Source organism: Sphingomonas kyeonggiensis (assembly GCF_014196745.1).
GTDB classification, from domain to species: Bacteria; Pseudomonadota; Alphaproteobacteria; order Sphingomonadales; family Sphingomonadaceae; genus Sphingomonas; species Sphingomonas kyeonggiensis.
Map to the genome: position 1 here is coordinate 1 of NZ_JACIEH010000005.1, position 24,820 is coordinate 24,820.

Genomic DNA, 24,820 nt, shown 5'->3' on the forward strand with positions numbered 1-24,820 from the left:
TTCTAGGGGCGACCTGTGCGCCTTGCTTTTGGTGACCGTCGAAGCGTTCCGGTGAGGAGCACCGCGTCGGTGGAGTGGCTTCTATGCCCGACCCAACCACCCGTCAACAGCAATCCGTAACTTTCTGTCTTTTTTTCGAAACCAAGGCAGAAAACCGATTTATAACAGCGCTTTCGCCAGTTTTTGAAGGTCATCAAACTGTCGCTGAAAGCCTCGAATCGGCCGAATCAGGCCTCGAATCGGGGAAGAATCGGCGAATCCGGGGCAGGATTTCCGCCCATGAAACTGCGCAGATCCGCAGCTATCGGGGGTTTTCACCCTATAATGGCGCGACACCCGCCCCTTCCCCTCTCCAACCTAGCCGAGAACGTCGGTCAGCAGCCGTTTCCAGTTCCCGCCCATGATCTTGTTGACCTCGCGCGGGCGGAACCCCGCTGCCTCCAGCGCCCGGGCGATCCGCTCCAGACGGTCGATCCGGTTGAGCTCGGGAATGACGACATGCTCGGGTGTCCAGTCGAACCCGGGCACGCCCTGCCGCCGCAGCGCCCGCCACCATTCGAGATACTCCTTCACCCCTGCCCCATTGTCGTTGTGGAGCTTCACCAGGTTCGACTGGCCGGCCATCGGGAAGTCATTGGCCACGCCGACGGCATCGATCCCGCCCACCTGCACGACATGGCGGATCTGGGCGACATAGTCGGCCACCGTCGGCGGGTTCCGCCGGGTGAGCCAGAAGCTCATCATGAAGATGCCCATCACCCCGCCCCGTCCGGCAATGGCGCGGATGACTTCATCGGGCGCACAGCGGGGGTGATCGACGATCGCCCGCACCGCCCCGTGACTGAGCGCGATCGGCGTCGTCGACCGCGCCGCCGCCTCGAGCATCGTCGGCACCGAGCCGTGCGAGACGTCGGGCAGGATGCGCAGCCGGTTCATCTCGGCCAGCCCTTCGATGCCCAGCGGCGTGAGGCCAGTCTGCCGCGTCTCGAGAGCACCGCCGGCGAACAGCGTGTCATTGTGATGGGTGAACTGCAGGACCCGCAGACCCTTGCCGTGGAAATAGGCGAGCCGTGACAGATCGCGCTCGATCATCTCGGTCGACTGGAACTGGAGGAACACCGCGCACCCCGGCCGCGTCCCTATCTCGCTGCCCTTGCGCGCGAGATAGGCAAAAGGCGACTTGCGCAGCCGCTCGACCGCCTTGTCGATCGCCGGATCATTGGCCGCGAAGTTGCGGCTGTAGCGCGGCACCCCGTCCTCCCCGCGCACCTCGATCAGATCGGAGACGTCGGCGATCATCCCGCCCAGCCGGGCGGCTTGGATCTCGCGCATGTCCTCGGGCAGGAAGCTGAGGGAATCGAAGAACAGCCGGCGCCGCTTCGGCCCCTGCGCCAGCACCGGTGCCGCAAGCGTCGCGGCCAGCGCGCCCGCAACCGATCGTCTCGTCCACATCGCAAGTCCTTCCCGTCACATCCTTCTGCCCGGCCCGGGCACACATCCGGGTGATCCTGCCCGTTCCGCCCGGATTTGCCCGCAGAAAATGTTTCGCCGCCGCAAAGGAACCCTGTCTCGCAATACTCTACTTAATTGGTGGAGATTGATGCGCATGCGTCTCCCAGGGACAGGCAAGAGCCCGGGCACGCACATCAGAAGGAGGAAGAAATGGATCGGGTCCCCTATCATCGCCAACGCTGGCTTCTCGCCGCGACATCGCTGGCCGCGAGCTTCTCGTTCGCCGGCATCGCGGCCGCGCAGGACGCGCCCGCCGCCGCCCGGCAGGATGCGACGGCAGGCAGCGAGGACAATCCCATCGTCGTCACCGGATCGCGCATCGCCCGCGCCGACCTGGTGGCGACCGTGCCCGTCGCGGTGGTGAGCAGCGAGGAGATCGCCCAGACCGGCGCCGCCAACATCCAGGACGTGCTCGCGGACCTGCCCGCGGTCGGCCAGAACATAAGCCGCACCTCGACCAACTTCTCCACGACCGGCAACGGCCAGGCATCGATCAACCTGCGCAACCTCGGCTCCTCGCGCACGCTGGTGCTGGTCAATGGCCGGCGCTTCGTCGCGGGCGTGCCCGGCACCTCGATCGTCGACCTCAACAACATCCCGACCGACCTGATCAAGCAGGTCGAGGTCGTCACCGGCGGCGCCTCTGCGGTCTATGGCTCCGAGGCGATCTCGGGCGTGGTCAATTTCATCCTGGACGACGAGTTCCAGGGCCTGAGGCTCCACGCCCAGGCAGGCCTCTCCGACAAGGGCGACGCGGCGCGCCAGCTCGTCTCGGCCACCGCCGGCACCAGCTTCGCCGAGGGACGTGGCCACATCGTGATCGCGGGCAGCTACGACAAGGATCATGGCCTGCGCTCGCGCGACCGCACCTTCTCCGCGACCGACAATCCCAATCGCAGCTCGTACAACGCCCAGGGCCTGTTCAGCCCGAACGGCAGCTTCGCGCCGGGCGCCGGCACCCTGACCTTCGACGCGTTCAACAATGTGAAGAACTATCAGAGCGCCAATATCGACGGCTATAACCGCAACGCCGATCGCTATCTCGCGCTGCCGGTCGAGCGCTATCTCGCCTCGAGCCTCGCCAAGTTCAGCTTCTCGCCGGCGGCGACGGTCTATGGCGAGTTCACCTATGCCAAGTCGAAGTCGAACAGCAGCCTGGAGCCGCAGGCGGTCGCCTCGTCCGATCTCGTCTATGCCGATGGCTCGGCGTTCGGCGGCATCCCGATCGCCAATCCGCTGATCCCCACCGCGATCCGCACCGCGATGGTGAATGCGGGCGTCACCGCCCTGCCCTTCCGCCGGCGCTCGAACGACATCTTCGATCGCAGCAACCATAATGACCGCGAGACCTGGCGCGCGGTCGCCGGCGTGCGCGGCGAGCTTGCGCCGTCGCTGCACTACGACGTCTATTACACGCATGGCGAGACGCGCGACGTCACCCATTCGGGCACGGTCTATGGCCCGAACTACGCCAATGCCCTGAACGTCGTCGCCGGACCCAACGGCCCGGTCTGCGCGATCAACGCCGACGCCAACCCCAACAACAACGACGCGGCCTGCGTTCCGCTCAACATCTTCGGCTTCAACACCGTCTCCGCAGCAGCCGCCGCCTATGTCACGCGCAACGGCGAGCAGAGCCGCTACGAGGCGCGAGTAAAGCAGGACGTCGCATCGGCCACGCTGTCGGGCGAGCTGTTCAAGCTGCCGGGCGGCCCGCTCGGCTTCGCGATCGGCGGCGAATATCGCCACGAGAAGAGCACCGAGGATTTCGACGAGGCCACCAATCTCGGCCTGACCCTCGGCAACCAGCTCAGCGACACGCGCGGCGCCTATAATGTGAAGGAAGGCTTCGTCGAGATCAGCGCACCGGTCCTCGCCGACCTCCCCTTCATCCACCGGCTGAGCTTCGAGGGCGCGGCGCGCTACGCCGACTATTCCACCGTCGGCGGCGTATGGAGCTGGAAGGTCGGCGGCGAATGGGCCCCGGTGCGCGACCTGCGCTTCCGCGGCGTCTATTCCCGCGCCACCCGCGCGCCGAACATCTCGGAGCTCTACTCGGCGCAGAACGAGACCTTCCCCGCGGTGATCGATCCCTGCGACCAGCGCCGCGGCGCGGGCGACGGCGCTCCGATCTCGCTGACCAACCTGCCGGCCGCCTGCCGCGCCAACACGGCGATCGCCAACGCCGCCGCCTCGGGCGGGTTCGTCTATTCGACCGCGCAGATCCAGAACATCAACGGCTTCACCGGCGGCAACCCGAACCTGAAGCAGGAAACCGCCAAGACGCTGACGCTGGGCGGCGTGTTCGAGCCGCGCTTCCTGCCGGGCTTCAGCCTGACGGTCGACTATTATGACATCAAGGTCGAGAACGCGATCGGCATCATCGGCCAGCAGACCTCGCTCAACGAATGCATCAACGGCGGCGGCCAGGCGATCTTCTGCAACAACATCGTCCGCGACGCGACCGGCCATCTCGACAGCGTCAACGCGATCAACCTCAACACCGGCTCGTTCGAGGCGTCCGGCATCGACACCCAGGCCCGCTATCTCGTGCGCTTCTCGGGCGACACCCGGCTCGACCTCAATGTCCGCTGGAGCCATCTGCTCAAGCAGCAGCAGACCTCCTATCCCGGCGGCCCGACCCAGGACGAGCTGGGCCAGCTGGATTGCTATGCCTGTGGCCGTCTCGGCACCGGGTTCCGCGACAAGGTCAATGTCTCGGCGACCTTCGCCCTGCCGGGTGCCTCGCTCAACTGGCGGGCCAACTATCTGTCGTCGGTGGTGGACGACCTGACCTCGGCCAATCCGATCCGCACGGGATCCTTCTGGTACCACGACGCCCAGCTGCGCTTCGGTGCCGGCGAGAAGAGCCGCTATTCCTTCTATCTCGGCGTCGACAACATCTTCGACAAGACGCCGCCGGTGTTCGGGGACACCAGCCCGGTCACCTTCCCGGGAACCCAGACCTCGGCCAACACCTACGACCTCTATGGCCGCCTGTTCTACGCGGGCGTGGATTTCCGCTTCTGACGAAAAAAGCCCCGGGCGGCGAACCGCCCGGGGCCTGGCAGGATCGCCGGCCGGAATGCGCACCGGCCGGCGATCCGAACGCCCGGATCAGAATTCGGCGCTGAAGCCGAAGGTGAAGGTACGGCCGCTGGTCGTGTAGACGTCGGGGCGATAGGCATCGACGCTGTCGAACTGGCGGATCGGCTCGTTCGTCAGGTTGATGCCCTCGGCGATCAGGCGCACGCCGGGCAGCACGTTCACATGCGCCTGGAAGTCGACATTGTTCGTGCCACGGATGCCGCCGCCCGAATTGGTGATCGCGGTGCCGATCCCGGTCAGATACTCGTTGCGATAGGCATCCGAGACGCGCACGCCCCACACCTTGTTCTCGTAATAGAGCGTCGCGTTGAACGCCCATTTCGAAAGCGCGTCGAGCGGCAGGATGCGCGTGGCCCGGTTGGCCCCCGTGCCGTAGATCGCAGTCCGCTCGCCATCGAACCAGGTGCCGTTGGCGACGACACCGAGATGCTTCAGCGGACCGGGCAGGAAGGTGAAGTCGTGCTGGAACGCGACTTCGAGGCCCTTGATCTTCGCGCCCGGGCCATTGACCGGCTGCGAGACGTCATAGGGCGTGCTGGCGTCCTGGCCCTGGATCAGCAGCGAGAGCGGCAGGCCGGTCTGCCCATAGGGCATGCTCGCGGTCGCCGTGGTGATGAAGCTGTCCATGTTCTTGTAGAAGAAGCCCACCGACGCGAAGCCGTGCGCGTCCATGTACCATTCCACCGAACCTTCGACCGAGGTCGCCTTGTACGGCTTGAGGAACGGGTTGCCGAGGCTCAGCGAGCCGCCGTTCGGGCGCGTGGTGATCGAGCCCGCAGCGGCCAGGTCGCCCAGGCCCGGACGGTTGACGTTGCGGCTCGCGCTGAGACGCACGACCACATCCTTGGCCACGTCGAGCGCGACATTCGCCGCCGGCAGCCAGCCATGGCTGTTGGTCTCGATCGACACCGGCACGAAGCCCGCGCCGGTCGCGAGATGGCCCGACGAGGTCAGGTCGGTCGAGTAATAGCGCAGGCCCGCATTGGCACGCAGCCGCATGCCGCCCACCGTCGTGTCGAGATCGAACTGGGCGAAGCCGGCCCAGGTCTGCTCGTCGACGCGATAGTCGCTGCCCGCCTGCAGATTGGCCGCGGTCAGGTTCCGCTTGTCGCCGATCAGCGAATAGATGCCGTCGACATTGCCGACGATGTACTGGAGCAGCGTGTCGACTGCCACCGTGTCCTTCAGGTTGTTCGGCACGGTGGTGAGCGTCGGGGTGTTGTGGAACACCTTGTTCACCCAGGTATAGCCGCTGTTGATGAAATGCTTGTACTCGCCGCCGGCCTTGAAGGTCAGCGCGTCGTTCAGCTTGTAGGCCGCATCCAGCTTGCCATTGGCATAGCTGTTGGTGATCTTGTTCTCCTGCACGTCGAGGCGCTGGAGCTGCCAGTTGTTCGGATCGGTCAGGTCCTTGCCATAGGTGTTGACCGGGATCGTCGGGCGCATGTCGAAGCTGAAGGGGGTGTTCTTCAGTTCCATGAAGACCTTGTCGAACACCGGCTGGCCGAAGTCCGACTGCTCGTAGCCGCCCAGCACGTGGATGGTCAGCTTCTCGGTCGGGTTCCACTCGGCATTGGCCACACCCTGATAGAAATCGGTGTGGTTCTTCACGATGTGATGCTCGGAGCGCAGATCGATGCCGGTGTAGCTCGCCGCGCGCAGCGTGTTCGTGCCGTCGACCACCGCGCTCTGGATGATCTGCGTGCCGCCGATCGAAGTGCCGGTCAGCGGGTTGGCACCGGCGGTGGCGAGCGCATAGTCGTCACGATAGTCCCACAGCCGGCCGTAGAGCAGGTCGACGTCGAGCTTGAACTTGTCGCTCGGGCGATATTGCAGCGCGCCGGTGATGCCCAGGCGCTTGCGATCCGTGTACCAGCTCGAGGGCGACTGGGCGGTCGACTGCCACACGCCGTTCAGCAGCTTGGTGCGGGTATCCGCGTCGACGTTCGGGCCGATGTTCGCCGCGGCGTACTTGGTCAGGCCCCAGCCCCAGTTGCGATAGCCATATTCGTTGCTGCGGATCTGGCTGTAGGCGACCGAGACCAGCGCGCCGAACGTGTCCGAGTGGGTCGAGGCGAGCGCCACGATGCGCGGGGTCACACCGCTGGTGTTGGTGTTGGTCTGGCCCTTGGCCGAGACGACGAACTTCGAGCCGGCATAGTCGAACGGCTTGGCGGTGGTCAGCTGCACGGTGCCGGCGATGCCGCCCTCGTCCTGCTCGGCCGCATAGGACTTCTGCACGGAAACGCGGTTGAACAGCTCCGAGGCGAACAGGCTGTAGTCGAACGAGCGCGAGCGGCTCACACCACCGCGATTGTCCATGCCCGATGCAGTGTTGCCCAGCACTTCCATGCCGTTGAGCTGGGTGCGGGTGAAGTCGGCGCCCAGGCCGCGCAGCGCGATCTGGCGGCCTTCGCCGCTGTCGCGGGTGATGGTGATGCCGGGGACGCGCTGCAGCGATTCCGCCAGGTTCAGGTCGGGAAAGGCCGCGATATCGGTGGCGACGATGTCGTCCTCCGCGCCGACCGCACCCCGCTTGAGGCGCTGGGCCTCGGTCAGGCTCTGGCGAAAGCCGGTGACGACGATGTCGTTGGCGGGCTCCTCTGCCTGCTGCTCCTGGACATAGGCAGGCGCGGTCTCGACGGCCGCGACCGGACGCGGGGCCGTCGCCACGGTGGTCGGCCGCGGCGCCGGCGCCTTGGCAGCCGGCTTCAGCACCACGACGCTGCCGCGCATCGACGCGACCAGGCTGGTGCCGCGCAGCAGCTGGTCGAGCGCCGCGCGCGTGGTCAGCGCACCGCGGACCCCGCCGGTGCGACGGCCGGCCACGGCTGCCGGCGCGACGACGACCTGCAGGCCGGTGACGCGCGAGAATTCGGTGAGTGCCCCGCGCAGGTCGGATGCCGCGATGTCGAACCGCATCGCCTCATTGGCCGCCGCCCCCGTCGGCTGGGCCTGTGCGATGGCCGGTGTCGCCAGTGCAATCGCCAGCGAGAACAACGAAATCCCCTTGGTATTCATGTCTTCCTCCGCTCCGGCGCAACTGCGCCTCTGAGCGGAAGACGGGTGTGCCGGGCCATCAGGACAAAAGAATTTTGTTGCAGTGCAGCGTCATTCGGATGACGGTTTTGCGTCACCCTCGCCGCCCGAGATCAGGCGCAGCTGGTCGCGCTCGCGGGCAACACGGAAGCCATAGACTTCGCCCATCGCGCCCAGCAGTTCCTCGGCATCGTCGAGCTTGAACCGGCCCGAGAGCGGCAGGCGGGCCAGGCTCGGCGGCGGCGGTGCGATCAGCCGGCCGCCGCGTCGGTTGAGCGCCTCGACCAGTTCGCCCAGCACCATGTCGTCGGTATCGACCCAGGCCTGGCGCCAATCCTGCTGGCTCGTGTCGAAGCGCGTCGGCGCCACCACCGCGCCGCCCGAATAGCTCGAGCGCCAGCCGGCGGGCACCACAACCCCGTCCTTGCCGCCATCCGCCCCGCCGAAACGGACCTTGCCGCGATAGACGGCGAGCTTCACCGAGCGCTGGCTGAGATCGATCGAGAAGGCGGTGCCGAGCACCCGCGTCGTCGCATTGCCCGCGCGCACCGTGAACGGACGCTGCTCCTCGTGCGCGATGTCGAAATAGGCCTCGCCCCGCCGCAGCTCGACCGCGCGCGACTTGCCGTCGATCGTCACGTCGAGGCTGGTCGCCCCGTCGAGCTGGACCTTCGAGCCATCGGCGAGCTGTACGAGCCGCTGCTCGCCGCGCTTCGTCTCGATATGCTGGACGATCGGTGCCTCGGCCCGGAACATGCCGCCCTGCCAGGCGCCGATACCGACCACGCCGACCAGCACCGCCGCAACTCCCGCGCCCATCGCGCGGCGACGCGTCTCGCGCATCGCACGGACATCGTCGTCGGACAGCCGGCCGATCGATGCGACTTCGCTCAGCGCCTCGCCCAGCGCCGGATCGTCGAGCACCGCCTGGATGTCGCCCGCAGCCAGGGGCGGCCGCTCGGCGAGCACCGCCTCGTCCTCGCGCATCGCCCAGTGCGCGGCTTCGCGCAGTGCGGCGCGGCGGCTCATGCCCGGCCTCCCGCCGGCAGCCCGCGGCGCTCCAGCGCATGGCGCAGATCGGCGAGCGCGCGGGTGCAATGCTTGTCCACCGCCGCCTGGGTCATGTCGAGATCGGCGGCGACCACCGCGCCGGGCACGCCGTCGAGCCGGCGCCGCAGAAAGATCTCGCGGCGGAGCGGCGGCATGGTCCTGAGCGCGCGCACCAGGATGTCGACCCGCTGGCGATAGTCGAGCACCTCGTCGGCACGCGGCTGCGGGCAGGCGATGTCCTCGGCGAGCTCGGCGGCCGGCGGCAGGGCGCGCAGCCGGCGAAAATGGTCGTGGACCAGGTTGCGCGCGACCGCGAAGCAGAAGGCCCCGGCATCGGCGATGTGCCGCTTGCGGCGATAATCATAGAGCCGGACATAGGTTTCCTGGACGATGTCCTCGCCCTCCACCCCGTCCCGCATCCGCCCGGTTACGAAGCGGTGCAGCGCCTGGCGCAGCGCCATGTCCTCGGCGGCGCTCGCGCGCCGCTCGGCTACCGCGGTCATCTCGTTCATGACGCGAACCTGCGCATGTTGCCGTCCCCGGACCCTGGATCGTTGCGATTCTCGACACTCGCCTAGGCCGAGTCCGTGAAGCGCGGATGACACACTTCCCCCTTAAGCGACCGGCGACTCTATTTTGGGGAATGAGATGCGCGTTGTGATGTTGTCGCTTGCACTTCTGGGCCTGACCGCGAGCGGCCCCGTGCCCGAACGCCCGCAGTTCAGCATCGGGGCGATCGCCGACGCGCAATATGCGCAGGAGGCCGATAGCGGCCAGCGCCTCTATCACACTGCCCCAGGCAAGCTCGCCGCCGCCGTGGCGGACTTCGATCGCCAGAAGCTCGATTTCGTCGTCCATCTCGGCGACTTCATCGACAAGGACTGGGCGAGCTTCGACACGATGCTGCCGATCGTGAAGCGCTCGCGCCACCCCTGGCACTTCGCGCTCGGCAATCACGAATTCTCGATCCCCGACGCATACAAGCCGCAGCTGCCGGCGAAGCTCGGCATGCCGGCACGCTATTACAGCTTCGAGCGCAAGGGCTGGCTGTTCGTGGTCACCGACGGCAACGACCTGAGCAGCTATGGCTGGCCCGAGGGCAGCCCGCAGCACAAGGCGAGCATGGACGCGCATGCCCGGCTCTATGCCGACAAGCCCCTGTGGGACGGCGGCATCGGCGACACCCAGCTCGCCTGGATCGACGCCCAGCTTGCAGTCGCCGACAAGCGCGGGCTCAAGGTCGCGCTGCTCTCCCACTTCCCGGTCTATCCCGAGAACAAGCACAATCTGTGGAACGCCGAAGCGGTGATGGCGGTGGTCGAGCGCCACCCCTCGGTCAAGCTCTGGCTCGACGGGCACAATCACGACGGCAACTACGGCGTTCACGCCGGCGTTCATTATGTGAACCTGAAGGCGATGCTCGATACCGAGAGCACCTCTTATGCCCGGCTCGACTTCTTCCCTGACCGGGTCGAAGTCCGCGGGACCGGGCGGCAGCAGGATATGGTCCTGCCGCTGCGCTGACCTCTATCTGTCCAGGATCGCCGTCGCCGCCGCGCCGTCCGCCTTGGGGGCGAGCGGCGCGGTGAAATTGGGCACGTCGCGGCTGTTGCGCGTGTCGACGGGTACGCCGGTGGTGTTGATGTACCAGTCGAGCAGCCGCCGCTCGAGCATGTCCTGCACCTTGGCGTGGCTGCGCTGGCCGATCAGGTTGTCGAGCTCGCTCGGGTCGGCCTGGCGATCGTACAGCTCGCTCAACCCCTGCGGCCGCTGGACGAAGGTGTAGCGCTGCGTCCGCACCGACGCCGCCCGCCCGACCAGCGCAGGCTGCTCCGCAGCCAGCTCCGACTTGCGCGCATAGAGCCCGCCCGAAGGCGTATCGAATGCCTGCGGCTCATAGACATTCATCCCCGCCTCGGTGAAGGCGGCGCGCTCCGGATCACCCTGCCCGCCCCGCAATTGGGGCATCATCGAGCGGGCGAAATTGGTGTGCGTCGAGGACAGGCCTGCGAGATCGAGGAAGGTCGGCAGCACGTCGTACAGCTCGGTCATGCCCGTCGCGACATTGCCGCCGACGCCACCGGGCACGCGCCCGATCATCGGCACATGCGTCAGGCAGGTCTCCAGCCCGCCATGCCATTTCTCGACCAGCCCGTAATCGCCGGCATAATCGCCATGATCCGAGCTGACCAACAGCGCGGTGTCCTTGTCGCGGCCAGTGCGCTCCAGCGCTTCCATCAGCTCGCCGAGCAGCCAGTCGGTATAGGAGACCTGGCCATAATAGGTCGCGCGCACCTGGCGCAGTACGGCGTCGTCCACTTCGTTGAGGCGATATTTCTCGCGGATCGCCTGGTGGTAGGCGGGCCGCCCCTTGGTCCCCGGCGGGATCAGCGGCGGCAGGTCGCCCGGCTTGTACATGTCCTGGAAGCCGTCGGGCGCATGATAGGGCGGATGCGGCTGGAAGACGGGGAGGAACAGGCAGAAGGGCCGGTCTTGCTCGCGCCGCTCGATCACCTGGATCGCGCGCTTCAGGATGCCGTAATCGCTGGTCGCGCGCCGGTCGTCGGTCGCCGGCAGCAGCATCGTCGTCGGCCCGTCTACCTTGCCGCGCCGCGCGCCCGGGGCATGGTCGCCCGCCGCCGCGCCAGGTGCTGGCGGATCGGCCCAGTCGGTCAGGCTGCGCGCGAAGGTCTCGGGCGCCAGCACGTCGTTCTTGCCGAAGAAATAGGTATCGTAACCGCCCTCGCGCAGCGTGCGGAACAGGTTCGGCTCGTCGGGCTGGAGCAGATAGCCAAAGCCGCGATGCCCGGTGGCGCTGGTCGGCAGGCCGGTGAGCATCGAGCAGCGCGAGGCCGCGCAGATCGGCGTCTGGACATGACAATTGGCGAAGCGCGTGCCCTGCTTCGCCAGCAGGTCGAAGGCCGGGGTGCGCGTCACCGGATTGCCGTAACAGGCCAGCGAATCCGCCCGCATCTCGTCGGGGAAGAACAGGATCAGGTTCGGCCGCGCCCCGCCCGGCACCCGCGCCCGGGCGGCGAGGCTCGCCAGGAAGGTCGATCCGGCCGCACCGATCAGCGCGCGGCGGTTCAGCGAAAATCCGGTCATCCTCTTCCCTTCGACTTATCTGTTATTCCGCGTCGGGCTGGTTCTCCGGCGCCGCCCGGGCGAACGCGTCGAGCGCCAGGCAGGCGCGCTCGATCTCGATCAGCCTCGGCCAGCGCTGCAGATCGACACCGAAGCGCCGCGCATTGACCAGCTGCGGGACCAGGAACAGGTCGGCCAGCGTCACGCTGTCGCCGAAGCAATAGGTGCCCGACTGGCCCTCGATCAGCTTGTCGCACGCATCGAGCCCGTCCTCGATCACTCGCGCCGCCCAGCCATTCACCTGCCCCTCGTCGAGCCCGAGCGCGCGCAGGTTCGCGAGCACCTTGAGGTTCTGCACCGGATGCGTGTCGCAGGCGATTACCTGCGCGAAGGCACGGACCTTGGCGCGGGCGATCGGCTCCGCGGGGAGCAGCGCCGGCTCGGGATGCAACTCATCCAGATATTCGCAGATCGCCAGGCTCTGGGTCAGCACCGCGCCGTCGATCTCCAGCGCGGGCAGCAGGCCTTGCGGATTGATCGCGCGATATTCGGGCGCGTTCTGCTCGCCCTTGCGCAGGTGGTGAAAGGCATCGGCATAGGCGATGCCCTTCAGGTTCAGCGCGATGCGCACGCGATAGGATGCGCCCGACCGGAAATAGCCGTGCAGCGTCACCGCGTCAGTCATTGGCGGGTGCGCCCACCTTCACGACGCAGTCGCTGAGGCCCGCGATCGACACCACGACCTCGTCGCCCGCGACCACCGCGCCGACGCCCGCCGGGGTGCCGGTGTAGATCAGGTCGCCCGGCTCCAGCCGGTAGAAGCGCGAGACATAGGCGACCACATCGGGCACGTCCCAAATCAGCTCGTTCAGGTCGGCATCCTGCTTCACTACGCCGTTGACGGTGAGCTTGATGCTGCCGCTGTCGAACGGGCCGGTCTCGCTGGCCGGATGGATCAGGCCGAGCGGCGAGGACTGCTCGACATTCTTGCCGGTGCTCCACGGGCGACCCTTTTCGCGCGCTTCGAGCTGGAGGTCGCGGCGGGTCATGTCGAGACCGGTGGCATAGCCATAGACACGGTCGAGCGCATCCGCGGCGGCGATGTTGCGTCCGCCCTTGCCGATCGCGAGGACCAGCTCGGCTTCATAGTGGAAGTTCGCCGTTTCGCTCGGATAGGCGATGGTCGTGCCGGTCGACACCACCGTCTCGGCCCATTTGGTGAAGAAGAAGGGCGGCTCGCGGTCCGGGTCGCGGCCCATCTCGCGGGCATGGGCGGCATAGTTGCGGCCGATGCAAAAGACGCGGCGGACGGGGAAGAGGTTGCCGTCGCTGGTCGCGGCGAGCACCGGATCCTGGGGGGCGAAGAGGATCGTCACGAATTCTGCTCCTTGTAGAGGTTCAGCTTCTCCTGCGCGGCCTTGTCCGAATAGCCGAACAGCACCAGCGTGCTGTCTGCCCGCAGGCGGAGCTCGTGCCACGAGGGCACGGTGAAGATGTCACGCGGATTGAGCGCGATTTCCCGACCCTCGATCACCGCGGTGCCATTGCCCTCGACAACGACGAAAACCGTGCCGTCAGTACTACGCCGCGGCCGCGTCTCGAAGCCGGCAGGCAGCAGGCGGACATGCGCCGCAATGGTCGACATCACCGGGCCGCCATTGGCCGGGTTGAGGAACTCCAGCGCATGGCCGAGATGCGGGTCGATCTCCGCCGAGGCGGCCATCGCATCGAGCGCGGGACGCCATTCGGCATAGGGATAGTGGAACAGCGGCTGGTGCGCCGGGCGGCGATCGGCCAGCGATCCGCGCATCGGCCGCATGTTGTGGCCATAGCGCGCCAGCGTGTCGCCAGGCTGCACCGTCTCCGGATAGACCTTCTCCTCGCCCTTCTCGGCGAAGCTCGCGTCGAAATGGCGGACGGTCGGAATGTCGAGCCCGTCGAGCCAGATCATCGGCTTGTCGGTGGGGTTGCCATGGTCGTGCCATTGCCAGCCCGGGGTCAGCACCAGATCGAACGGGCGCATGATCGCCTTTTCGCCGTCCACCGCAGTGAAGGCGCCGTCGCCTTCCATCACGAAGCGGAGCGCCGACTGGGCGTGGCGGTGCGCCGGAGCGACTTCGCCCGGCAGGATCAGCTGGAGCCCGGCATAGAGGCTCGGCACGATCGCCGACTGGCCTTCGAGCCCGGGATTCTCAAGGATCAGCACGCGCCGCTCCGCCTGCTCGGCGGAGATCAGATCGCCCGCGCGAAGCAGATAGTCGCGCGCCTCTTCATAGGACCAGCGGTGCACCTGCGCCGGCGACTTGGGCTGCGGGCGGACGAGCTCGGCGAGCGACTCCCACAGCGGAGTCAGGTGCGCAGGCGCCATCTCCTCGTACAGCGCTTCAAGCTGGGTCCGCTGATCATTGGCGAGAGTCATGCCCGATACTCACGAAAAGAGGTGTGCGGCGGGAGAGGGGTCTCGCCGCACACATTATCCATCGGGCAATCTGTTGCCTTATGTCAAACGAATTATCGGCTCCAGCCGAGCTTTTCGCTGACGTCACGACAGGCCGCGGCGAGCCTGTCGAGCACCACCCCGCTGTCGTCCGCCTTGTAGGCACCGGGCACCAGCGCGGTGGCACTCAGGATCGCCCTGCCCTGCAGGTCGAAGATCGGGAAAGCGGCGGCGCGCAGGCCCGGGATCACCGTGCCCTCGACACAGGCTCGGCCCTCGGCACGGACGCGCTGCTTGATCGCCTCGACATCGGCCAGACTCATCTCGCTGTCAGGCAATTCGCGCGCGAGCAGCGGATCGATCTCCACCTCGGGCACGAAGCTCAGGAAGATGTGGCCGGTCGCCGAATAGAGCAGAGGCAGCACCGCACCGACGCCGAAGGAGGTCATCACCGCCGGGGTGCCCATGTGCCAGCGCACCACGGTCGGCCCCTGCGGGCCCAGCGCCGCGACCTGCACGGTACGACCGGTCTCGCGGACGAACGCCTCGATCGCGGTGTCGGCGACGCGGAAGGCATCGGTGCGGGCAAGCGCGCTCAGCCCGAGCTTGAGCGCGGCGGGCCCCAGATCGTAGCGGCCATTGGTTCGGTCCTGCTGGGTCATCCCCGCCGCGGTGAGGCTGGCGAGGTAGCGGTGCGTCTGCGGGCCCGAGAGCCCGCTCGCCTGCGCGATCGCCCCCAGCGTCGAAGCCTCGCCCAGCGCGGCCAGCGCCTCGAGCACGCTCAACCCGATCTCGACCGATTGAATGCCGCGGCGACGCTTCTCGGTCTCGCCCTCTGTCTCTTCTGTCATTCCAGCACCTTAGGCTGTCGATCTAGCGATCGATAGCGGTGGATTCGCGCTCGATCACTTCGAACGGCATGCGCAGCGATTGCGCACCGCCGAAATCGTCGCGCCCGGTGACACGGGCGACGAGCAATTCGGTGGCGCGTTCGCCGATCTGCTCGACCGGCTGGCGCACCGTGGTCAGCGACGGCCAGATCTTCACCGCGATCGGCGCATCGTCGAAGCCGGCGACCGCGATGTCCTCGGGAATGCGCAGGCGGTGGCGATGCGCCACGGCGGAAACGCCCGAGGCCATGTCATCGTTCGACGCGAAGATCGCGGTCGGGGGATTGGACAAGGCGAGCAGGGCCTCCCCTGCCTCCAGCCCGGATTCGAAGGTGAAGCGCCCAGGCTGCACCAGCGCCTCCTCCCAGGGCAGTCCTGCCGCGACCAGCGCATCGCGGAAACCGGCCAGCCGCAACGGGCTGGAATCATGGCTGGGCGGACCGCTGACGAAACCGATCCGGCGATGCCCGCGGGCGATCAGCCGCTCGGCCATCGCGCGCGTGGCGGCGCGGTCGTCGACGCCGATCGTCGCCATATCGGGCAGCTCGCCGCCATGCGCGACTGCGGCGACCGGCACGCCCAGCTCCGCGATCAGCCCGGAGCCGCTGACCAACTCGCCATAGGGCGGCGCGAGCAGGATCGCGTTGGCGCCGCCGCGCACCAGCAGGCGCATCGCCCGCTCGGTATCGGCCATCACCGGTCCCTCGACCTTGCCGATCATCAGCTCCGCGCCGAGCCGCGAGGTGGCGTTGAGCGCCCCGACCAGCATCGCGCTCAGGAATGCGTTCTGCGAATTCTGGTAGACCACGCCGATCCGGCAGGTGGCGGCGCTGGCCAGCGAGCGCGCGGCGGTATTGGGCTGGTAGCCGAGCTCGCGCACGGCGGCGAGCACGTTCTCGCGTGTCGCGGCGCTCACCCGGCCGGTGCCGTTGACGACATAGGACACCGTCATCGCCGAGACGCCCGCGCGCTCGGCCACCGTCTGGATGGTGACGCCCGTTCCCTTGCGTCGTGCCCTTGCCATGCGCCCCTTTTTCCTCGTTACGCCACCTCTGGCGCCGTTGCTGTCTGCTGGTGATAGCTACGCATGCCAAGCCATAGAGCAAGAACGGAAAGCGGCGAAGCGATACCGGCGACCAGCGCGATCGCCTCCGGCAGCCTCTGCGGATCGGCAAACCAGTAATCGGTGCACAGCGCAATCGCCGTGGGGCCAAGCGCCGCGCCGATCAGGTTGATCGTCAGCATGTAGAAGGCCGAGACCAGCGCCCGCATCCGGTTCGGCGTCATCTCGAGCAGGGTCGCGAGGCCGCCGCCGAAGTTGAACCCGGCGAAGAAGTTCATCAGCCCGATCAGCGCCAGCGCACCGGTCGCCGTCGGCATCAGCGGGAAGGCGATGGTGATCGGCACCAGCGCGACAAAACCGAACAGTGAAGCCTTGAGGCTCGCCCCCGAGCGCCCCGCCGCGCGCAGCTTAGAGGCGACGAACCCGCCGACCAGCGCGCCGCTGGTGCCGCACAGGAAGACGATCGGCCCGTAGTGGCTGCCGACCTGCGCGGTGGTCCAGCCGAAGGTCCGCTGGAGGAAGGCGGGGATCCACACCGAAGTGCCGTTGCCGATGAAGATCATCAGCGCGAAGCCCAAAGTGATGCCGATATAGGCGCCCTTGCGCGCACCGATATGCGCGAACAGCTCGGACAGCGGCACCTTCTCCTGCGCCACGGCTGCGCCACGGCGCAGCGGCTCGCGGATCGTCAGCATCAGGCCGGTCAGCACGATCCCGGGCAGGCCGAGCAGCAGGAACACCAGCTGCCAGCCCTTCAATGCGCCGAGCAGCGGCACCATCACCGTCGAGGACGGCGGGATCACCGTCGAGATAAGCCCGCCGATGATCAGCGCCGATGCGCCGCCCAGGTACAGGCCGATCTGGTAGACGCCCATCGCCGCCGGCAGCTTCTCCTTGGGGAAATAGTCGGAGAGCAGCGAATAGGCCGCCGGCGTCAGCCCGCCCTCGCCCGCCCCCACCATCACCCGTGCCGCGAACAGCCCGGCGAAGGAGCGCGCCAGCCCGCACAGGCTGGTCGCCACGCTCCACACGAAGATCGCTCCGGCGATGATGTTGCGCCGGTTCGAACGGTCCGCGATCCGCGCGATCGGAATGCCCACCGCGACGTAGAACAGCGTGAAGCTCAGCCCGTAGAGCAGACTGATCGCCGTATCGTTGATCTGCAGGTCCGCCTTGATCGGCTGCACCAGCAGCGCCATCGCCTGGCGGTCGACGAACGCCAGCGTGTTGGCCAGCATCAGCAGGATCGCGACGTACCAGGCGGTGGTCCTGGCCGGCCAGGGCGTAGTGTTGGCGGCGGCGGTGGCTGCGGTCATGGTCATTCCGGCTTCTTGGGGAAATAGGGATTTCCGTCAGCATTCGCCTTGGTCTTGGCGTCGCTGTCGGGGAAGATGTCGTTCATCTTGGTCGGCAGGTCGGCGGGTTTGTACCAGCCGGCCGGGAAGTCGGCGGCGTGCGTGCCGCTCTCAACCCGGTAGACCACGCCGGGGCTGGTCTTCTCGGTATAGGGCACGGCATGCTGGCCCTTGTTGTTGGCCAGCTCGGCGAACAGCGCCTTGCGCAGCGTGACCTTGGCCTCGAAATAGGCCGGATCGTCGATCAGGTTGCGGCGCTCGTCCGGATCCTTGCCGAGGTCGTACAGCTCCTCGGTGTCCCACACCCCGTGATACTGGATGTACTTCACCCGGTCGCGCTCGATCGCGAAGGTCGTCGGCGTCTGGGGGAAGGTCCATTCCCAATAATATTCGTAGATGAAGTCACTGGGTTTCCAGTCGGCCAGCTTCACCTTGCCCTCGGCCAGGCCGAGGAAGCTCGAACCCTCCATCTGCTTCGGCTTCTCGACATACGCGGCGTCGAGGAAGGTCGGCGCGAGATCGAGGTTTCGCACCAGCGCTGGATTGGTCGCGCCCTTCGCCACGCCCATCCCTGGTGCATACACCACCATCGGCACGCGCACCGACGACTCATAGGCGTTGCGCTTGTCGATCAGGCCATGGTCGCCGATCAGGAAGCCATTGTCCGAATAGAACACGATCATCGTGTTCTTCTCCAGCTTGTTCTTCTTTAGATAGCCCAGGATCCGCCCGAGGCTGTCGTCCACCGGCGAGAGCGTGCGGTAGATGTCGCGCACCCGCTCCTTGAGATCGGGCTTGCCGGTGTACGGGTTGTCGGCCCCATGCCAGCTGTTGCGCTGGTTCTGCACCCAGAGCGGCTTGCCCGCATTGTTCTCCGGCGTGTTGGCCAGCGTATCGGGCAGCTGGATGTTGAGGTCTTTATACTGGCTCTTGTAGCGCTCGGGCGGCAACGCATCGGAATGCACCGCCTTGTGGCTGAGATAGACGAAGAAGGGCTTGGACTTGTCGCGGCCCTTTTCCAGCCATTCCATCGTGTAGTCGGTCAGCTCGTCGGTGATGTAGCCGGTCCGCTTCACTTCGCGGCCATCTACATTGAGCATCTGGCGCTCGCCCGCAGCAAGCTGTGTGGGACTCAGCCGCTCGGTCGGGAAATAGGTCCCCTGCCCCTTGAAGCTCACCCATTTGTCGAAGCCGGGCCGCGGCGCATCGGTGTCGAAGCCCATATGCCATTTGCCGAAGAACGCGGTCTGGTAGCCGGCCTTCTGCAGATAGGAGGGGAAGAAGACCAGCCCGTCTTCCGAGCTGTTATTGTTGTCGACCACGCCGTGGTTGCGCGCGGTCTGGCCGGTCAGGATCGTCGCGCGACTGGGGCTGCACAACGACGAGGTGACCACGGCATTGGGGAAATAGGTGCCGTTCTTCGCGAGGAAATCGATGTTCGGCGTCTTCAGCCCGGGATTGAGGAAGCCCATCATGTCGAAGCGCAGGTCGTCGACCAGCACGAAGATGATGTTGGGCTGCTGCGCTTCCTGTGCCTGCGCAACGGGTGCGGCCATCGCCACGCCGGCAAAGGCGGCACAACCGGACAGGATGATGCGGCGAAGTCTGCCCATGGCTCTCAATCCCCCAGGAACGCGTCGCGGTAACGGTCGAGCTTGCGGACATAGTCCGGCCCCTCGGACAGCGGGAGGGCGCCGTATCGGCTAGCCTCCCGCTGCCATATCGCCTTGAGCTCCGAGACCTTGTCCGGATTGCGACCCGAGAGGTCTTCTGCTTCGGCGAAATCGGCGTCCGTGTCGTAGAGCGCCCAGTGATCCTGCTCGAACGGCGTGCCGAGCCTGTGGATCGCCACCGCGCGCCACTTGCCCGCGCGCACCGCCCGGTTGCCGCGCAGCTCGAAGAATTGCACCGGCCGCGGATCGGGCGCGCTCGCGGAGAACAGCGCCTTGCGGAACGACGCGCCGGCGACCGGGATCATCGTCTTGCCATCGACGACGGCGTCAAAGCGCGCACCGGCCAGCTCGACCAGCGTCGGCGCGATATCGACCGCATCGACGCGCTGGCGCCGGATCGCGCCCTTGTTCGGCAGATGCCCGGGCCAGGCGAGGATCAGCGGCGTGCGTACTCCGCCGGCATTGGGCCAGGACTTGTAGCGGCGGAACGGCGTGTTGCTCGCCATCCCCCAGGGGCGCTGCATGCCGATCTGCGCGGTGCCGATATCCTGCATGTGTGTCGCAAGCTCGGCGGCATCGAGATGGACCGGCGGATAGAGCTGGCCGATCGAGCCGGTCTGGCCATGCTCGGCACTCGCGCCATTGTCGGAGAGCAGCACGAACACGGTATTCTCATAGTCGCCGCGCGCCTTGAGCGCGTTCACCAGCCTGCCGATCTGCTCGTCGGTATGGGTCAGGAAGCCGGCATAGGCTTCCATGAACCGGGCATAGACCCGCTTCTTGACCGGATCGAGCGGCTCCCACGCATCGTCGCCGGCATTGGGCGGCGGCAGCTTCGTGCCCGGCGGCACGATCCCCATCGCCTTTTGCCGGGCGAAGCGATCGGCGCGGATGGCGTCCCAGCCCTTGTCATACTGGCCGGCATAGGCGTCGATATAGGGCTTAGGCACCTGGATCGGCGCATGGGTGGCGCCATAGGCGAGGTAAAGGAAGCGCGGCTTGTCGGGCGCGGCCGCCTTGCTCTCGCCGAGCTTCGCGATCGCGCGATCGGTGATGTCGGTGGAGAAGTGGTAGTCGGGCGCGCTCGGCTTGCCGATCCTGGCATTGTTCTCGACCAGATCGGGGCGATACTGGTCCGCCCAGCCGCTGATGAAGCCGTAATAATAGTCGAACCCGCGCTGGCGCGGCCACGACGCGTTGTTGCCGGGGCTGCCGTCCTGGAATTCGGTGGCGAGGTGCCATTTGCCGATCGCCATCGTCGCATAGCCGCGCGCGCGCAGCGCCTCGGGCAGCAGTTGGACATTGGGGGCGAGGTCGCCGGCATCCTTGCCGGTGCCGGGCGGCTGGAACTTGCCCGAGGGCAGGTCGGCCAGGCCCAGGCTATGGTTATTGCGCCCGGTCAGCAGCGCCGCCCGGGTGGCAGTGCAGATCGCCTTGCTCTCGAAATGGTTGAAGCGCTGGCCATCGGCGGCGAGCGCATCGATGTTCGGGGTACGGATCTCCGAGCCGAAGCAGCCGAAATCCGAATAGCCCGTATCGTCGAGCACGATCAGCACGATGTTCGGCGGCTTGCGGGTCTTGGCCGCCGCAGGCGTGGCGGCGGCAAGCGCGCTGGTGGCGAGCAAGGCGCCGATCAGCTGGCGGCGGGACGATTTCATTGCGGGGAGACCTCCACGATGACGCGGCGATAGCGGGTGATCGGCGGAGTGCCCTGATCGCGCACTTCGAGGATCAGGTGCAGTGCGGTCGGCGCCTTCACCGCCGGCGCGACGAACCGCGCGCGCGGCGTTACCGCATCGGCGATCTCCACCGCAGGCTGTCCGGGGATTCCGCCGACTTCGCGATATTGCCACCAGCGATAGTCCAGCGCGTCGCCATCGGGATCGCGCGTACCCGTCGCATCGAGCGTCACCGTCTCGCCGGCCCTCGCCTTGATCCGCACCGGCGCGAGCCCGGCCACGCCCTGCGCCACCACGACCGGCGCGTGATTGGCCTTGGCATCGACGCTCCACGCCATCCGCGCGGCGAAGTCGTTCTGGAAAGCGGCGCGCCAGCGATAGACCGAGGCCTGGTTGCCTGACCAGATCCGCCCGTCGCGGGTGAAGACGTCCTTCACATCGGCGAACGGCCCGGCGCCGTCGGGCCCGGCATGCATATAGCGCCCGCCCCAGCCGCCCTGTTCGGGATGCTCGGGATCGTTGAGGCCATTGGGGATCAGATGGAGGAAGGAGGGCGTGTCGCCTTCCATGATGAATTCGGGCAGCGGATAGAGCGCGCCCAGCGGCCCACGCCGGATATGCTGCGACAGCCAGCCATCGGTGACCATCTCGCGGTCGGGAAACTGCTCGGCATTGCGCCGGTCGCTCGAGATGCCCGCCCAGGTCGCCATGTTGTACTGGCCCCAGCCATGGATGCTGGCGATCCAGAACAGCGACGGGAAATTCTGCCGAGCCCAGGGACCGGCATCGTCCTGGTCCGAGATCGAATAGACGCGCAGCTTCTTGAGGAACGCCTGCACCTGCGCCGGGCTGCGGGTAGCGCGGACATGCCATAGCGCCTGGGCGAGATCGACCGCCCCGCCCCACGCAAGCACCCAGACCGGGCGCTTGTCTGCACGGTCGACGGCCTGGACGATCAGCCGCGAGGCGTCGCTGTCCTTGCCCTTGCCGACGCCGGCCATGCCATATGCGGCGCGGCCCGAGCGGAGCACGGCGCGCAGGGCATCGGCGGTGGGATAGGTCGGGGCATGGCGCAGCAGGTTCGGCCGCACCTTCTCATATGCGTCGATCCGCTCGCGCATCAGCTGCGGCTGGACCTTGTCGCGCTGCCAGACCGAGGTGGTGGCGACCAGCCCCTCCACGTCGAAGCAGTCCGAATAGAGCAGGAAGCGGACCAGCGATTCCGAGTCATCGGGTTCGTTGCCGATGTCGCTGAGCACGATCACGCGCGGGCGTTCGACCGGGGGCGTCGGGGTGGCCGGCGCCGCATCGGCGGAAAGCAGGAGGAGGGCGAAGGGAAGCATCGGCCAGTCCTCTGGTTACGCGGGAAACAAAAAGGGTGGGCGGACCAGAGAGGGGGTGGTCCGCCCGGAGGAGAGGCTCTCAGAAGCGTGCGCTGAAGGTGGCGCCGAAGTAGCGATCGGCGTCCTTGCTGACATTGGCCCACAGGTCGTACGGGTTCGCGCCATTGGCCAGCAGCGTACCGTGGTTGAGCTGGGTGTAGTAGGTCTGGTCGAACAGGTTCCGGACGAAGACCGTCACACCGTACTTGTTGTCGCTGGTGTGGACGCCCACGCTCGCATCGACGATAGCATAGCCCTTCTGGGTGAGCAGCGGATCCTGGTTGAGCGCGAAGCCGGTCTTGCTCTGATAGTTCAGGCCGATCTGGACGAAGCCGGCGACCGGGCCGAAGTCATGCTCGTAGCGTGGCGTGACGCCGACGCGGTAGCGCGGGGTGGCGGGCAGATTGCCGCCGACCACGTCGATGATCGCACCCGACAGCGTGGTGACGCCGTTCACCGTCGTGCTGCGGACATAGCATTGGTTGACCGGGAAGTTCGACGCGAAGGTGCCCGTCGACGGCGTCTGCAGCGGGCAGCTCTGGCCCGGCACGTCGATCGTCGCATCGACCAGGGTGAAGTTCGCCGCGATCGACAGCCCGTCCGTGGGACGGAAGTTCGCCTCGACCTCGAAGCCCTGCGAGCGTGACTTGCCGGCATTGCCGAGCACGGTGATGAAGGTGCCCGCCGCCGGATCGGTCACCAGCGCCTGCACCTGCAGGTTGGTGAAGTCCGAACGGAACAGCGCGGCGCTGACGTCGAACTTGCCGCCCGGCGCGATCCACTTGGCGCCCAGCTCGTACGCGTTGACATGCTCCGGCGCGATGCCGTTCTGCGTGGCGAAATTGGTGCTCGCGTCGATGTCGAGCGCGAACGCCTTATAGCCGCGCGTATAGCTGCCATAGACCTGCAGGTTGCGGTTGAACTCGTAGCGCAGGCCCGCCTTGCCGGTGACCGCGCTGTCGTCGCGCGAGCGGGTGCCGCTGTTGAGGACCACGCCCGGGAACAGCGCGTCGCCGGCGACCAGCGGGCCATAGACGCGGCCGGTCACGGTCTGCTTCTCATACTGGCCGCGCAGGCCGGCGATGACGTGCAGGCCGCCGACGATCCGCCAGTCGACCTGGCCGAACAGCGCATAATTGTCGCTCTTGAAATTGCCCTCGAAGCCCGAGGAGTCGGCGCTGGTCACGGTGCAGGGCTGGCCCAGCGTGCCGGCGGCGCAGCGCTGGCGGCGGCGGTTGAGGTTACGGTCGAGATCGAGGTGGTTGTAGAAGCCGCCGATCACATAGGTGAAGTCGCTCTTGCCGTTCGAGGCGAGGCGGATTTCCTGCGAGTAGTTGTTGTACCCCAGGTGCGAGGAATTGTTGTTCCACTGCGAATAGGGGAAGGCGCCGACATAGCGGACCGGATTCGACGCGATCTGGTCGGGCTCGAACTGGTCGTTCTGGCGATAATATTGCCAGGCGGTGATCGAGGTCAGCGTGGCCGGCCCCAGGTCCCAGTCGCCCTGCAGCGATACCACCGACGACTTGGTGCGGTAGTAGCTCAGGTCGTCGTTCGAGATGGTACGGTTCTTCGGGCTGGCAACAACCTGCGGCCCGAGCAGCGTCTTCATCGCCGGAGTGACGATCGAGACCGGCACGCGCGAGCAGCAATCGGCATTGTTCTCGCGATAGTCGCCGGTCAGCAGGAAGGTGAGGTTCGGCGCAGCATCCCATTCGAGCTTGCCGCGAACGCCCCAGCTCTCGTTGCCGTTGACCATCTTGTCCTTGGCCGCATTGTAGATGTAGCCGCCGACATGATTGTAGAAGCCGCTGACCCGGGCGCTCAGCGTGTCGCTGATCGGGCCGCTGAGCGATCCCTTCACGCGATATTCGTTATGCTCGGCAACCGTCGCCTCGACATTGCCGGTGAAGCTCTTGGACGGGCGCGCGGTGACGATGTTGATCACGCCGGCGGTCGCGTTCTTGCCGAAAAGCGTGCCCTGCGGGCCACGCAGCACTTCGACGCGCTCCAGATCGGCGAGATCACTGAATCCCTGCGCCTGCCGCGGCGCGACCACGCCGTCGACCACGACCGCGACGGCGGATTCGACGCCCAGGCTGAACAGCTGGGTCCCGACGCCGCGGATGCGGAAGCCGCTGTTCCCGGGGTTGTTGCCCTGCTGATACTGAAGCGAGGGCACCGCGCGGGTGAGGCTGCTGGTGTCGTTGATCTGCGCGCTCGCCAGCGTGTTGGCGCTCACCGCGGTAACTGCGAGCGGCACTTCGACCAGGCGCTCGGAGCGCTTCTGCGCGGTGACGATGATCTCGCCTTCGGACGGCGCTTCGGCGGCCGGGGCCGGAGCTTCCTGCCCGGCCGCGACCGGCGTCGCCTGGGCTGGGGTAGCGGCAGCATCCGTGCTCTGCGCAAAGGCGGCGCCCGGCAGGGCAACGGCCACCGCGAGCAGCGCCGTAGCGCTGATGCCGCTCTTAAGCTTCATGATCGAGACGCTCATCAGTTCCTCCCACATCGACGGCCGCGAGGCGGCGCATCCTGTTCTCCCAAGGAG

General features: G+C 66.9%; 17 protein-coding genes. 2 read left to right on the top strand and 15 right to left on the bottom strand.

All coding sequences use genetic code 11. The features are described from left to right. Positions 1-357: 357 nt before the first annotated feature. A complete protein-coding gene (locus tag GGR46_RS22980) occupies positions 358-1,452 on the bottom strand; it encodes a membrane dipeptidase (RefSeq protein ID WP_184000431.1) in 1,095 nt (364 codons plus the stop codon). Between the two features lie 210 nt (positions 1,453-1,662). On the opposite strand from GGR46_RS22980, the gene GGR46_RS22985 reads away from it, so the two are divergent. Next, positions 1,663-4,542, top strand: coding sequence for a TonB-dependent receptor plug domain-containing protein (locus tag GGR46_RS22985; protein WP_184000432.1), 2,880 nt, complete (start codon positions 1,663-1,665; stop codon positions 4,540-4,542). 87 nt (positions 4,543-4,629) lie between these two features. Here GGR46_RS22985 and GGR46_RS22990 read toward each other — a convergent pair whose 3' ends face one another. The 3 genes from GGR46_RS22990 to GGR46_RS23000 form a co-directional block, all read right to left on the bottom strand. Next, the gene (locus tag GGR46_RS22990; RefSeq protein ID WP_184000433.1) at positions 4,630-7,641 is read right to left on the bottom strand and encodes a TonB-dependent receptor; all 3,012 of its coding nucleotides are present in this window, start codon (positions 7,639-7,641) and stop codon (positions 4,630-4,632) included. A 90-nt stretch (positions 7,642-7,731) separates the two neighbouring features. Further along, positions 7,732-8,688, bottom strand: a complete 957-nt coding sequence (locus tag GGR46_RS22995; protein ID WP_184000434.1) for a FecR family protein — start codon at positions 8,686-8,688, stop codon at positions 7,732-7,734. Beyond that, the gene (locus GGR46_RS23000; protein ID WP_184000435.1) at positions 8,685-9,221 is read right to left on the bottom strand and encodes an RNA polymerase sigma factor; all 537 of its coding nucleotides are present in this window, start codon (positions 9,219-9,221) and stop codon (positions 8,685-8,687) included. Before GGR46_RS23000 ends, GGR46_RS22995 begins: the two co-directional genes overlap by 4 nt. A gap of 148 nt (positions 9,222-9,369) precedes the next feature. On the opposite strand from GGR46_RS23000, the gene GGR46_RS23005 reads away from it, so the two are divergent. After that, positions 9,370-10,233 carry a metallophosphoesterase gene (locus tag GGR46_RS23005; protein ID WP_184000436.1) on the top strand — a complete coding sequence of 288 codons (864 nt, stop codon included), beginning with the start codon at positions 9,370-9,372 and terminating at the stop codon, positions 10,231-10,233. A gap of 3 nt (positions 10,234-10,236) precedes the next feature. On the opposite strand, the gene GGR46_RS23010 is transcribed toward GGR46_RS23005, so the two are convergent. The 11 genes from GGR46_RS23010 to GGR46_RS23060 form a co-directional block, all read right to left on the bottom strand. Next, positions 10,237-11,814 carry a sulfatase family protein gene (locus GGR46_RS23010; protein ID WP_184000437.1) on the bottom strand — a complete coding sequence of 526 codons (1,578 nt, stop codon included), beginning with the start codon at positions 11,812-11,814 and terminating at the stop codon, positions 10,237-10,239. 22 nt (positions 11,815-11,836) lie between these two features. Next, entirely contained in the window at positions 11,837-12,478 is a 642-nt protein-coding gene (gene maiA / locus GGR46_RS23015) for a maleylacetoacetate isomerase (protein WP_221262980.1), read from the bottom strand. Further along, a complete protein-coding gene (locus GGR46_RS23020; RefSeq protein WP_184000438.1) occupies positions 12,471-13,169 on the bottom strand; it encodes a fumarylacetoacetate hydrolase family protein in 699 nt (232 codons plus the stop codon). Before GGR46_RS23020 ends, maiA begins: the two co-directional genes overlap by 8 nt. Next, positions 13,166-14,212: a gentisate 1,2-dioxygenase gene (gtdA, locus tag GGR46_RS23025; protein ID WP_184000439.1), complete on the bottom strand. Its 1,047-nt coding sequence runs from the start codon at positions 14,210-14,212 to the stop codon at positions 13,166-13,168. Before gtdA ends, GGR46_RS23020 begins: the two co-directional genes overlap by 4 nt. A 92-nt stretch (positions 14,213-14,304) precedes the next feature. Beyond that, complete coding sequence (locus tag GGR46_RS23030; protein ID WP_184000440.1) at positions 14,305-15,081, bottom strand: IclR family transcriptional regulator; 777 nt, start codon at positions 15,079-15,081, stop codon at positions 14,305-14,307. Positions 15,082-15,103: 22 nt separating this feature from the next. Continuing rightward, positions 15,104-16,144, bottom strand: coding sequence for a LacI family DNA-binding transcriptional regulator (locus GGR46_RS23035; protein WP_184000441.1), 1,041 nt, complete (start codon positions 16,142-16,144; stop codon positions 15,104-15,106). Positions 16,145-16,161: 17 nt separating this feature from the next. Next, positions 16,162-17,505, bottom strand: a complete 1,344-nt coding sequence (locus tag GGR46_RS23040; RefSeq protein WP_246426327.1) for a spinster family MFS transporter — start codon at positions 17,503-17,505, stop codon at positions 16,162-16,164. Further along, on the bottom strand, positions 17,502-19,151 hold the full coding sequence (locus GGR46_RS23045) for a sulfatase family protein (protein WP_184000442.1): 1,650 nt from the start codon (positions 19,149-19,151) through the stop codon (positions 17,502-17,504). Before GGR46_RS23045 ends, GGR46_RS23040 begins: the two co-directional genes overlap by 4 nt. Before the next feature lie 5 nt (positions 19,152-19,156). Next, on the bottom strand, positions 19,157-20,869 hold the full coding sequence (locus GGR46_RS23050; RefSeq protein WP_184000443.1) for an arylsulfatase: 1,713 nt from the start codon (positions 20,867-20,869) through the stop codon (positions 19,157-19,159). Further along, positions 20,866-22,233 carry a DUF1593 domain-containing protein gene (locus GGR46_RS23055; RefSeq protein ID WP_184000444.1) on the bottom strand — a complete coding sequence of 456 codons (1,368 nt, stop codon included), beginning with the start codon at positions 22,231-22,233 and terminating at the stop codon, positions 20,866-20,868. The genes GGR46_RS23050 and GGR46_RS23055 overlap by 4 nt, the downstream gene beginning before the upstream one ends. A 79-nt stretch (positions 22,234-22,312) precedes the next feature. Continuing rightward, positions 22,313-24,766, bottom strand: a complete 2,454-nt coding sequence (locus GGR46_RS23060; protein ID WP_246426328.1) for a TonB-dependent receptor — start codon at positions 24,764-24,766, stop codon at positions 22,313-22,315. Positions 24,767-24,820: the final 54 nt, after the last annotated feature.